The organism is Parabacteroides gordonii MS-1 = DSM 23371, assembly GCF_000969825.1.
Taxonomy (GTDB): domain Bacteria; phylum Bacteroidota; class Bacteroidia; order Bacteroidales; family Tannerellaceae; genus Parabacteroides; species Parabacteroides gordonii.
Map to the genome: position 1 here is coordinate 1 of NZ_KQ033919.1, position 12,414 is coordinate 12,414.

Here is a 12,414-nt window from a genome sequence, read left to right on the forward strand (position 1 = left end):
GTACTAATAGCCCGAGACTTTCTATTTCCGGTAGGAAGGATTGATATATCAGCAGATGGCAAGTAGCAATACAGGCCATAAAGCGAAGGTTACTGATAAAGTAGCGTTGTCCTAGGTCAAACATCTTAAAGAAATTAAGGTGGTTATAGCGTTGGGGATCCACCTCTTCCCATTCCGAACAGAGAAGTTAAGCCCAACCACGTCGATGGTACTGCGTAAAAGTGGGAGAGTAGATAGCCGCCGTTTTAGAGTCAGAGACTCAAAACAAGGAAAAGGGATCAATCGTAAGGTTGATCCCTTTTTGCATTTATAGCTATTTGTAAATACATTATTTGTATTTGGTTTATATTTGTTTTGTGGATTATATAACACTTGTCTGTGGAATAATTCCACAATACTCATTTTTGATAAAGAAGCTGTTCTATTTAACTGTTTATTTATTTGGTTAATATTTAGCTATATAGCGTTTTTTAACAATCTGTATTGAACAATGGTACGGTTATTTCATTCTTAAGATATAGAGATAGAAGAATAGGTTATTTAAATGTCATTTATAGATATTAGAGAATGGTAGGAGAAAGATTGATGAAAGGAGGGCTGATCTTAATTGCCCTTTTAATGTTGGTAACAGGATGTCGGAAGAAAGAAGAACCCTTGCGCCCTCTTGTTATAGTAGATAAGCCAAAGAAAGAAGATGTGCAGATCTTTGGTGAATATGTAGGTCGAATCCGCGCAGCAAGCTATGTAGAGATACATGCACGTGTTGAAGGTTATCTGGAAAGAATGCTCTTTTTGGAAGGAAAAGAGGTTAAACAGAACGAGCCTCTTTTTATAATAAACTCCGCACTTTATAAAGCACGTGTAGAAAAAGCAAAAGCACAACTGAAAAAGAATGAAGCCCAGGCAGCGAAAGCCAAAAGGGATGTGGAACGTTTACAACCCTTATATGAACAACATGCCGCCAGTCAGCTGGATCTTGATAACGCATTAGCATCTCTGGATGATTCGGAAGCTAATATTGCTATGAGTAAAGCTGATCTTGATCAGGCTCAACTGGAATTAGGATATACGACAGTTACCTCACCGATTGCGGGATATATCAGTGAACGTTTTGTCGATGTCGGTGCTCTGGTGGGGCCCGGTGTCAATTCAAAACTGGCTGCTGTTGTAAAAAGCGATACGGTATTGGTAGACTTTAAAATGACGGCATTGGATTATCTGCGTGCTGAACGTCGTAATATCAAATTTGGTGAACAGGATACAACCCGTTCCTGGCAACCGACCGTCACTGTAACCCTTGCCGATAATTCTGAATATCCGGTAAAGGGAATTGTTGATTTCGCTGATCCGATCGTAGACCCACAAACCGGAACTTTCGGTGTACGTGCAGAATTAGCTAATCCGAATCAAAAATTACTTCCCGGACAGTTTACCCGCGTGAAACTATTATTAGATGTGCGTGAACATGCAATCGTTGTTCCCCGGAAAGCCATCTCCATTGAACAGGGTGGTGTCTTTATTTATATTATCCGTCGTGACAATGTAGCGGAGAAACGTTTTGTACAGACTGGGCCGGAAATAGGAAACAGCATTGTTATCGAGCGTGGTCTTGGTGAAAATGAATCTGTCGTTGTAGAAGGCTATCATAAGTTAGTTCCCGGTATGTTGGTACGTCCGGTTCAGGCTGGTGATGATAAAGCAGTCGAAGCATATAGAGAGGAGGCAGGCGAATGAAACCGGGATTCTTTATAGACCGTCCCGTATTCTCGACTGTACTTTCTTTATTAATTGTTATCGTCGGGATTATTGGATTGATGTTGTTGCCGGTGGATCAGTATCCGCAGATCACGCCGCCGGTCGTGAAGATCAGTGCCTCTTATCCGGGTGCCAGTGCGTTGACGGTATCGCAGGCTGTAGCTACGCCGATCGAGCAGGAATTAAACGGGACTCCGGGTATGATCTATATGCAGAGTAGCAGTAGTAATTCGGGAGGTTTGACCATTACGGTCACTTTCGATGTGTCGGCAGATGCCGACCTGGCTGCTGTAGAAATACAGAATCGTGTGAAACTGGCAGAATCGCGTCTTCCGTCCGATGTCGTACAGAACGGTATTACGGTGGAGAAGCAATCCGCCAGCCAGTTGATGACATTAAGTCTGAGTTCGGATGATCCGCGCTTTGATGAGATTTACCTGAGTAACTTTGCTACGATCAATGTGCTCGATGTCCTTCGTCGTATTCCGGGAGTAGGACGTGTATCGAACATCGGTAGCCGTTATTATGGTATGCAGATATGGGTATATCCCGATCGTCTTGCCAATATGGGACTGACGGTAAAAGATATACAGAATGCCCTGAAAGAGCAGAATAGTGAATCGGCAGCCGGAGAGTTGGGAAAACAACCGGTTATAGATGTCGATGTCACCATACCTATTACAGCCCGTGGTCGTCTTTCGACAGTGAAAGAGTTTGAAGATATTGTCGTTCGTGCTAACCAGGACGGTTCTATCGTCCGTTTGCGTGACGTGGCCCGTATTTCATTGGAGGCTTCTTCCTATTCTACTGAAAGTGGGATAAACGGAGAGAACGCTGCGATCCTCGGTATTTATATGTTGCCGGGAGCTAATGCGCTGGAAGTTGCCACCAATGTAAAGGAAGCGATGAAAGAAATCAGCCAGAACTTCCCGGAAGGATTGGAGTATAAGTTTCCGTTCGATATGACGGAATATATTTCACAATCGATCCATGAGGTTTATAAGACTTTGTTTGAAGCCTTGTTCCTGGTAGTATTGGTAGTGTTCCTGTCATTGCAGAACTGGCGTGCCGCTTTGATCCCGACTATTGCCGTTCCCATTTCTCTGATCGGTACATTCGGATTCATGTTGATCATGGGATTCTCCTTGAATATGCTGACCTTGCTGGGATTGATCCTGGCTATCGGTATCGTGGTGGATGATGCTATTGTTGTCGTTGAAAATGTGGAGCGTGTTATGCATGAAGAAAAGCTGACACCCCGTGAAGCCACCCATAAGGCCATGCGTGAATTGACCGGCGCTTTGATCGCAACATCAATGGTACTGGCTGCCGTATTCGTTCCAGTAAGTTTCCTGAGCGGGATTACCGGTGCGTTGTATCGCCAGTTCTCTATAACGATTGTTGTTTCCGTATTGCTTTCAACAGTAGTCGCTTTGACCTTGAGTCCTGCTATGTGTGCCTTGATCTTGCGTCCGACCACCGGAAAGAAGAATTTCGTGTTCCGTAAAATCAATATCTGGCTGCATAAGGGAAATAATAAATATATCCATTTGTTGTCAAGAGCTATTGGAAATCCTAAGCGGATACTGGCGGGCTTCGGTATGGTGCTGGTTTTCATCTTTGTACTGAACCGTTTTATTCCGACCAGTTTTATCCCTGAAGAAGACCAGGGCTTTTTTACCGTGGAGTTAGTAATGCCCGAAGGAGCAACCCTTGAACGTACGCGTAAGGTGACCGACCGTGCCATCGAGTTTTTGGAGAAACAACCGGCTGTAGCCTATGTGCAAAACGTAACCGGTAGCAGTACCCGTGTAGGAACATCACAAAGCCGTTCTACCCTTACCGTTATTCTGAAACCCTGGGAAGAACGTAAGTCTTCCGATATGGGAGTTGAAGATGTAATGGAAGTTGCCCGTAAGGAGTTTGAGTATTATCCTGAGATACTGGCTTATCTGAACCGTCCGCCTGTGATTCCCGGTCTGGGAGAAAGCGGTGGCTTGGAAATGCAATTGGAAGCCCGTGGGGAAGCCAGCTGGGAAAATCTGGTAAGTGCAACCGATACCTTCATGCTGTATGCATCGAAAGCACCGGAACTGACCGGTGTATCTTCTGCCTTGCAACCGCAGATCCCTCAGTTATATTTTGATGTGGATCGCGACCGTGCTAAATTCCTGGGGATTCCTCTGACCGATATCTTTTCGACGATGAAAGCTTATCTGGGATCCGTCTATGTGAACGACTTCAATATGTTCAACCGTATATATAAGGTATATATCCAGGCGGAAGCACCTTACCGTGCCACTCCTGAAAGCTTGGGCTTATTCTTTGTAAGAGCACAGAATGGTTCGATGGTTCCCTTGACCGCATTAGGAACGACAAGTTATACAACCGGGCCCGGTACGATCAAGAAGTTCAATATGTTCTCTACGGCTGCGATCAGTGCCGTGGCTGCTCCCGGATACAGTTCAGGAGAAGCGATGGCTGCTATGCAACAGATCGCCCGCGAACATCTGCCGGATAATATCGGTGTGGAATGGAGCGGATTGTCTTATCAGGAAAAGAAAGCCGGAGGGCAGACCGGTATGGTGCTTGCACTTGTTTTCCTGTTCGTCTTCCTATTCCTGGCAGCACAGTATGAAAGCTGGATTGTACCGATTGCCGTATTGCTGTCGTTACCGGTTGCTGCCCTGGGAGCTTATCTGGGGATTTGGGCTACCGGATTACATAACGATATCTATTTCCAGATCGGGCTTGTCACCCTGATAGGCTTGGCGGCAAAGAATGCGATTTTGATCGTGGAGTTTGCCAAGGTGCAGGTGGATGCGGGTGTCGACGTCATAAAAGCGGCCATTCATGCAGCCCAGATGCGTTTCCGTCCCATTTTGATGACTTCCCTGGCTTTTGTACTGGGTATGCTTCCAATGGTGTTGGCCAGCGGGCCGGGTTCGGCTTCCCGTCATAGTCTCGGAACCGGAGTCTTCTTTGGTATGCTGGTGGTTATTACCGTGGGGATTGTGCTGGTACCGTTCTTCTTTGTCTTTATCTATAAAGTAAAGAAGGTATTGAAACTGGAACGCGTTAGCCGGATCATTCCGAAGGAGAAAATTCTCCGGAAAAGAAAGCTGTTCCTTTTTATTGCGGTTGTGACGGTTGCATTGGTATCGCTCTCTTCCTGTAAGTTGGGAGAGAAGTATGCCCGTCCGGAACTGGATCTTCCGGCTCAGTTTGAGGGAGAATCGGATACGCTTTCCGTGGAGAACATTCCCTGGGAAAGTTTGTATGCCGATACCACTTTGCAACGGCTGATAACAACGGCTCTGGAAAATAATAAAGATATGAAGATCGCAGCTGCCAAGATCAAAGAGATGATAGCCGCCAAACGTATCACTTTTGCCGAACAGTTCCCCGAAATCGGAGCACGTATATACGGACAGAAGGAGCGTTTGAATTATGGCGGTGATAATCCGAAGCCCGATCCTGAATATGGAGCAAAGCTGACTCTCTCGTGGGAACTCGACCTATGGGGAAACCTGCGTTGGGCAAATGAAGCCGGGATCGCAGCTTACCTGCAATCGGTAGAGGCCCAGCGTGGCCTTCAACTGACTTTAGTCGCTGAAGTAGCTGCTGCTTATTATGAATTATGTGCCCTCGACCGGCAGTTGAATATCGTCCGTCAGACGTTGGAGGCCCGTCGTGAAGGTGTTCGTCTGGCTAAACTTCGCTTTGAAGGCGGGTTGACTTCCGAGACTTCTTACAACCAGGCATTAGTGGAATTGGCCCGTACGGAAACACTTGTCCCGTCATTGGAACGTCAGGTCAGGATAAAAGAAAATGATATATCCCTCTTGTTGGGCGAATATCCTGGCTATATTCCCCGTGGATTATCTCTTGGACAACAGCGCTTGCCCGATGCCTTACCGGTAGGGTTGCCGTCCGCTTTGCTGGAACGCCGTCCCGATATGCGGCAGGCCGAATTGAAGTTGCGTGAAGCTAATGCCAAGGTGGGAGTAGCCTATACTGACCTGTTCCCGAAGATCAGTCTGACCGGCAACTTCGGGCTGGAAAGTGAAGAACTGGGCGACCTGCTGAAAAGCCCGGCGTGGTTCCTGGCAGGCGACCTGCTTCAACCGCTTTTTGCTATGGGTAAGAATAAGGCGAAGCTGAAAGCGTCCAAAGCCCGTTACGAACAGGAAGTGTACAGCTACCAGAAAAGTGTGATCGGTGCCTTTAAAGAGGTGAATGATGCGATCATAACTATCCGCAAAGCGAAAGAGATCCGTTTTGCACAGGAAAGGCTGGAAGCCGCTTCCGGCAAGTATCTGAAACTGGCGGAACTGCAATACATCAACGGAGTAACTAATTATATCGATGTATTGGATGCCCAGCGTGGATATCTGGATGCCCAGATCAGCTTGAACAATGCTGTACTAAATGAATTACTGGCGGTTGTTTATCTGTATAAAGCTCTGGGAGGAGGATATGAAAGTAATTGATTAGTCCTTATGTACCTTATCCCCGTGCTCGACAGGGAGCCGCAAAAAAAGCAGGCCGTATCTTATAGTAAAATATAGGATACGGCCTGTATCTTTATGATCCCGTATCAGGGTTGGGGATCTTCCTCGATATTACCCTGTGTCGTATCACCTTTTCCCCAATCGGAAACGGTAACATCACCCAGGGCTACACCTTCACCGGACAGACGGAGCTTCAGCGTGGTGTTCTTACCTTGCTGCAGGTTTATGGCATCTGTTGGCTGATAAGTAAAGGTTTTATCCTTAACAGAGATAACGATAGTAATACCGTCTGTTTTCTGAATTGCCTGTTCCGGTAAAACTACGCTATAAATAGTTCCGTTCACCTGTGGCTTAATATCTGTAATATTACCATCTACAGCTTTTGTTGTTGCCGGGATATCTTCGGATTTGGAGTAAGTTACCGTATAATCAGGTACAGCACCTCTGATCGTAACCGAGTTGATAGTGGCTTGTTCTATCGCTTTGGCGTTGACCTCGATAGTCAGCTTAGCCAGTACGTGCTTCATGTCGATGTCAAGAGCGGTATATTTTGTCGCATCGCCGGCTTTTGCTATCTCTTTATAGGCAACCAGCAAGTCGGATTTTTTATAACCGGCAGTTGAGCTTTGATCGGTTTCCACTTTTGTGGCAGTTGTCGGAGCTATAACGGGAGCGGTTGCGTAGAACGGGAGATTACCTGAGGCTGCGGAATGTAAATCACTCCACTTCATTTTAGTTGTCCCCAAATCCCAGATCGTACCATCGTAGTGGAAATCGGCAGATTGGTTGTCGGTATTATTTCCGGCCGTGTTGTAATACAGATACAATTTGTCGCCGTCTTCCCCGTAGGCACTGCCGGCTCTGGTGATTACTTCGCCGCTTACGCTGGGGGCAATGGTTACATACTGGCTACTGATTGCAGGCACCGGATCGTCTTCGTTACTGCATGAGGTGAATAAGAGGGCGCTTAACGCCAATGCGGCTGTGCCGCTTACTAAACTTCTTGTTTTCATACTGTTTAATATTATTGTACTAGTGAATAATTTGTTTTGTATATCTATGGCCAGAGTTATTTGTCGAGAGATATATTACCGTCTGCCGAAACTTCATTCCAATTTGTCACTTTCACATCCCCGAGTTCGAGCACTGTCCCGTTAACGGTAAGTGTCAGGATGGTGTTTTTGCCGTTGGCAAGTTTAGTTACAGTGAGCGGGTCCGGGTCCGGGGCATACGTATATACAAGGTCTTCCGTGCTACCCGGACTACCAATCGTGATCGTTGTTTTTACCTTTGCCGCTGCGCTACTGATATCCTGTGCCGGAAGGATCACGGAATAAACATAGACCTTTCCGTTGCTTTCTGTACTTTCAGTGTGTGGGGTAAAGGTTGCATTTCTCGTTGAGCCGGTTGTTATCTTTGCCGGTGAATCTCCGGACAGTGTTCCTGTTCCTGTGTAAGTTACCGTATAATCCTTTATGGCGTTCTCCATAGAAACGCTCGTTTTGGAAATAGTGGTAGAAACTGCTCCCGTATTCACCTTTACCGTCAATTTGGCAAGCATATGCTTGAATATAAGGGGCACTTTTGCCTGCCTGGTGTCCACCTCGCTGTAAGCCATCAACAGGTCGGCATTGGCGAAGTTAGTATCGTTACTCTGATCTACTGCGACTCCTGTTAAAGTAGACACGTCTTTAGGAGAGACGGCGAAGAACGGATATTTGCCGGATACTGCTACGAGATCGTCCCAGAAGATACGATCCCCGGCATTTAAAAGCTCGTTGGCAGCATTCCACTTACCACCATTATACGTGTAAATTCCTTTTTCGCCGGTAGTGGTATTGCCACCGTTTTTGTAATACATGTAAATCTTCGTATCTGATGCCGGCTTGTAATCCAGATCCGCTTTGGTCGTCACCTCTCCGGTGATCGTGGCGGAGATACCTACCGGTTGCTTTTCCGGGGGGAAAACGTCGGTTTCACCCCCTACACAGGCTGTCAGTGCTGCCAAGCAGCAGCTAAGAGACAGGGCTACGTTTGTGAGTTGTTTTGTTTTCATGAGGATATTGTTTTAATTGTTTGTATTCTATTTGCTTATTTGTTTGTGAATAACCGCTTACCAGCCTTTCCCGTCAGGTTCGAGGGTAATATCGTAGATGATATCTTCCCAGTCGCTTTGCGTTACCTGTATGCGAAGAATATTCGGATCGGGCGGAGTCGGATCGGGGCCTGGGCTGGGGTCCGGGTCGGGACTCGGGTTCGGATTTGGGTCGGGACTCGGATCGGGATTCGGTGAAGGATCGGGATCTGGGCTCGGGTCGGGGTCAGGGGTTGGATCGGGTTCCGGGTCTATACCGGGATCGGGGTTCTTCGGCACATCTATCTGTATTTCGATGGAGACCCCCGTTTGCAGTAAGCCTTCCGGCAGGTATTCGTTCAAGGAGATATTTAACGGGGCGCGGTCGGGAATCTCTATCGTTAGTGTCAGGGAAGGCGTATTTCCTTCGATACCGGGTAGGGTATAGAGGTAACCGCCCAGCCCGTCGTTCTGCATGGCAAAAGGTTGCGGCAGCGTGTCGCCATACTCGATGAATCTCTCGTCGGGCAGGCTCCATACGGCTTGCGCCGGGTTACCGTGTAAGGTGATAGAGGGGGCGACTGCTTTTGCTTTTGTTCCGGTAGCGGTGGCAGTGCCGGTACTGTCTATCATGTTCATATTGACGTATAGCCTTGTCAAGCGATGCGACAGGACGATGTTGGCTTCGGGCTGTCCGGCATGAAGTCCGACGGTGCGCTCGGCCGTCATCAGGGGGCGTCCGGTGGCTGTCTGCTCGCGGGTGTCGACGGATAGAAGTAAGCGGTCGAGTTGGAAAGCAGGTGATGCCGGGCGGTAAACCATCAGGTCTACCAGGCTGCTGTCGGACGGGAGAAAAGCGCTGTCGGCTGCCGAAACAGGGATGAAGCAGGTTGCCTTATCCATTGCATCCGCCTTTTCGGGGAAGACGTAGCGGAACAGGGCGGTATCGCCCAAGGCTGTGCGGGCAGCGGGTTCAGCCAGTACCAGGTGCAGGGTGTCGGTAGGCGACCAGGGTTCGGGATTGTCGCCGGCAGGACGTGCCTGAAGGCGCAGGACCACCCTTTGCGCAGCGCCGGGCTCAACCGGTGTCGGCGGGTTCGGCGGGAGGGGCGGCTCCGGTTCGGGATCGTCTTTACTGCATGCCGCAAGCGCCAACGACAGCAGTGCAACGATGGCGGCTGACGGTAATGCCCTGAAAGCTGAGAATAGGTGATGTTTCAATATCGGTATGTTTACTTTCAACATGTATGTGTTATATTAAATCGTTTACGAATCAATTTTAATATACCCTATTCGTTCTTTGAGATATTGGAAATGTTGTTTGAATCAGGTTGTTTTCGTTTCCAATATGTCAAAGAGCGGAGGGAGGCTAGTTTAGTATTGGTTCCTCCGGTTTCCCCGGTTTTATTGTCGGGCCTGTTATTGTAGGAGTGGGGGATGCTTCAAAATGGAATTTGGGTTCAATAAGTGAATAGTATAAAGGAACATTAAGTTCGGTTATAACTGTTTTGTTACTAAGATCTTCCAATTTGTTTATAGCTACACTATTCGCCCCCTCACTTTCTGAAGAAGAACGATCGAATACATCATAGTAATAGCAATACCGATAAAGACCTATAGGGCTTATGCACCCCAAAGTCCCACTCCTATTGGCTTTTATATTATAAACTACACAACCCTGACAGATATCATCACCACGTGCCATCCCAGAGATACCGCCCAAGAACTCTGCTTCTTTGTCTGTAAAAGTAAAATCATGGACTATACAGCCCATTACACGGTCGTTCTCTAACAGAAGACCAACTATACCTCCTACAGCGTATGGTGCGGTTAGGATAGGCGTCTCATCAGGTGCAAATGTGCATGCATAAATATTTCCCTGACCATTACTGGCTCCAACTATGCCACCAGCAGACTCATACGTACTAATCTCGACCTTCCCTTTAACGTGGCAATCAATAACAGACCCTCCATACAAAGTACCTACAAAAGCTCCGCTATTCTGCATATTGTCATGACCATCGGATATAACCCCATCTATAGTCAATCCTTTTATGCTGTATGGATCGTGTAGTTCTGCGTAAAATCCTCCTTTTTTATTTACAGAAATAGTTCTCAGATTATAAATTGTATGGCCGTTTCCATTAAAACCAAATCCCTTATCACCGTTACCGATGAACGGTATCCATTCTTCATTATTCAAGTCGATGTCTGTATATAAATTAAGGACACGGTCCGAATCCAGCCATTTCGTTATATCTTGATTGTTTATGTAGTCCTCCACAAACTGATCCCAATTATCTCTGGAAAAAATACCCGGCTTTCGGGGGACATTGTCAGGGTGGAGTACTATGGTTGTCTTGGCATCCATCGTCATTTGGTCGATGCTGCTGATCGTCAAAGAAGTTTCGCTACCGATGTTGACGGTGAAGAGGTAGCAGTTTCCGTTTTCAATCGTTATTGCCTTTGCGCCGGAAGCGATTGACAATTGCTTATTGTTCGGTAAGGTAATCGTAAAGAGGCTGGCGGTCGACGGCTGAATTGTAGTGGGGGCAACCCGCATAAAGTAGTCGGTTGTGAGATCGTTGGCTTTGATTCCTACGACTGTCTTTTTATCGGTATTTTTTATCGCTGCCGGCGATGAACTGCCGGCCTTGAGAACCGGCATAACCCCTGACGTATCCCAGCCATTGTTAGCTGATGCGGTACCGATGCCATTCAGCTTGCTGCTAATCTTGTAGGTACCCGCCCTTTCCGTATCTTTACCGAGCACTACGCGTACGCCGATGCAGGCATAGAGCGGAGAAAGAGCGACATTCGATATATTGCCGTTGTCGACTGCTATGCTATTTTTGCTATAGGCTACCGGTGTATTTTCGTCGAGCCAACCGTATATGGTTAGCGGTGTCGAGGTGAGATCGCCTGTAACCTCCCAGGTGTTATCTGCGTCTTGGGGGGCGAATGTGATAGAGGGCGACGTTGTCACCCGGTATGTCTTGGCGGTTGTCGCATACTCTCCCACCGTAGCGTTCAAAGCTATTTTCACTTCTGTATTTGTGGCGCGGGTAGTAACGTCTCCGGCTAGAACCGGACAGGTTGCCGAGATACTGAGGGGCACTGTTTGCGAAGTTTCGTGCTCTTCTTCCGCGCAGCCACACAAGATGCCGGCCAGTGCCAGCATACCGGTGATGCCTTTGTTGAATAAACGATCTATTTTCATTTGAGATGTATTTTGTTGACTTGTGATTATGGTTTGAGTTCGTCGGAAACGTCTTTACCGATAAAATCTTTGACCGTTATGCCGGTTATCGTAAGGTTAAGCGATGCGTCCAGCTTAACGGAGAGCGTGAGCCGCTTACCGATTGCCGTTAAACCATTATCGTTGGTGTAGATAATGGTCGCTGTTTTCCCTCTTAGTGCCTGTGGGGTACCGTTGCCATTTCCTAATGTCAGGGTTCCCAGAGTAATGTCCTTGCCTGTGGGTACCGAGTTCGGCGGGAGAATTGCCCGGAAAGTGGCTCCCTTATGGTATGTCTTGACGGTATGGCTTCCACCTGCTGCTATATCGAACCCGATAGCAGCATCGGCCATTGCAGTTTGGAACATACCGTTCCATCCCTTGCCCTCTGTAATATTGATTACCATATCGGCATGCTGATGGGCCAGGCTGCCGATAATCGTGACAACGTCGAGCGATCCGGTGCCGGTCATATAGTCGGCTTCGCGGTATTTACTTTCTGTCGTTTGATCCTCGGTAATTTCGTACTGGCCAAAAGTAAATGAAACGCCGTTAGCCGCCACCATTCCAAGTTTTTCTTTGGTGAAAGATGCATTCCCGCAAGTCCATTTCCCGTCGGCGGTACGTGTATAAACGGCGGTCTGACTGTTTACCGTTACGGTCAGTTCGTCGCCTGTTTTCCATACCCATTCGCTTGTTTCGCCGGAACGCGTGTCGATCTCTCCGATACGGAGAATGTTTTCTCCGGTATCGGTATTTTCCGCTATTTCGTTTGTGCAACTTACTGCTAGCAGAATAATGGCCGGTAAATAGAATAGTTTCATGAAGTATCT

General features: G+C 47.5%; 7 protein-coding genes and 1 rRNA gene. 3 read left to right on the plus strand and 5 right to left on the minus strand.

Translation table 11 applies throughout. The features are described 5' to 3' along the window. Nucleotides 1–135 precede the first annotated feature (135 nt). The 3 genes from rrf to HMPREF1536_RS00015 all read left to right on the plus strand — a co-directional run bounded on the left by rrf (nt 136) and on the right by HMPREF1536_RS00015 (nt 6,248). A 5S ribosomal RNA gene (gene rrf, locus HMPREF1536_RS00005) occupies nt 136–246 on the plus strand. A 321-nt stretch (nt 247–567) separates the two neighbouring features. Further along, nucleotides 568–1,734: an efflux RND transporter periplasmic adaptor subunit gene (locus HMPREF1536_RS00010; RefSeq protein ID WP_028728829.1), complete on the plus strand. Its 1,167-nt coding sequence runs from the start codon at nt 568–570 to the stop codon at nt 1,732–1,734. Further along, nucleotides 1,731–6,248, plus strand: a complete 4,518-nt coding sequence (locus tag HMPREF1536_RS00015; protein WP_081693372.1) for a multidrug efflux RND transporter permease subunit — start codon at nt 1,731–1,733, stop codon at nt 6,246–6,248. The genes HMPREF1536_RS00010 and HMPREF1536_RS00015 overlap by 4 nt, the downstream gene beginning before the upstream one ends. A gap of 107 nt (nt 6,249–6,355) precedes the next feature. On the opposite strand, the gene HMPREF1536_RS00020 is transcribed toward HMPREF1536_RS00015, so the two are convergent. The 5 genes from HMPREF1536_RS00020 to HMPREF1536_RS00040 form a co-directional block, all read right to left on the minus strand. Next, a complete protein-coding gene (locus HMPREF1536_RS00020) occupies nt 6,356–7,282 on the minus strand; it encodes a fimbrillin family protein (RefSeq protein ID WP_044192871.1) in 927 nt (308 codons plus the stop codon). Nucleotides 7,283–7,338: 56 nt separating this feature from the next. Further along, a complete protein-coding gene (locus tag HMPREF1536_RS00025) occupies nt 7,339–8,325 on the minus strand; it encodes a fimbrillin family protein (RefSeq protein WP_028728830.1) in 987 nt (328 codons plus the stop codon). 57 nt (nt 8,326–8,382) lie between these two features. Further along, complete coding sequence (locus tag HMPREF1536_RS27790) at nt 8,383–9,588, minus strand: fimbrillin family protein (protein ID WP_028728831.1); 1,206 nt, start codon at nt 9,586–9,588, stop codon at nt 8,383–8,385. Nucleotides 9,589–9,712: 124 nt separating this feature from the next. Further along, the gene (locus HMPREF1536_RS00035) at nt 9,713–11,563 is read right to left on the minus strand and encodes a hypothetical protein (protein ID WP_044192873.1); all 1,851 of its coding nucleotides are present in this window, start codon (nt 11,561–11,563) and stop codon (nt 9,713–9,715) included. 26 nt (nt 11,564–11,589) lie between these two features. Next, nucleotides 11,590–12,405, minus strand: coding sequence for a hypothetical protein (locus HMPREF1536_RS00040; RefSeq protein WP_028728832.1), 816 nt, complete (start codon nt 12,403–12,405; stop codon nt 11,590–11,592). Between the last annotated feature and the right edge of the window lie 9 nt (nt 12,406–12,414).

Excerpts from the sequence above, each read along its gene's own strand:
- HMPREF1536_RS00010 (WP_028728829.1), top strand. The coding sequence starts at position 568 with ATGGTAGGAGAAAGATTGATGAAAGGAGGGCTGATCTTAATTGCCCTT.
- HMPREF1536_RS00015 (WP_081693372.1), top strand. The coding sequence starts at position 1,731 with ATGAAACCGGGATTCTTTATAGACCGTCCCGTATTCTCGACTGTACTT.
- HMPREF1536_RS00020 (WP_044192871.1), bottom strand. The coding sequence starts at position 7,282 with ATGAAAACAAGAAGTTTAGTAAGCGGCACAGCCGCATTGGCGTTAAGC.
- HMPREF1536_RS00025 (WP_028728830.1), bottom strand. The coding sequence starts at position 8,325 with ATGAAAACAAAACAACTCACAAACGTAGCCCTGTCTCTTAGCTGCTGC.
- HMPREF1536_RS27790 (WP_028728831.1), bottom strand. The coding sequence starts at position 9,588 with ATGTTGAAAGTAAACATACCGATATTGAAACATCACCTATTCTCAGCT.
- HMPREF1536_RS00035 (WP_044192873.1), bottom strand. The coding sequence starts at position 11,563 with ATGAAAATAGATCGTTTATTCAACAAAGGCATCACCGGTATGCTGGCA.
- HMPREF1536_RS00040 (WP_028728832.1), bottom strand. The coding sequence starts at position 12,405 with ATGAAACTATTCTATTTACCGGCCATTATTCTGCTAGCAGTAAGTTGC.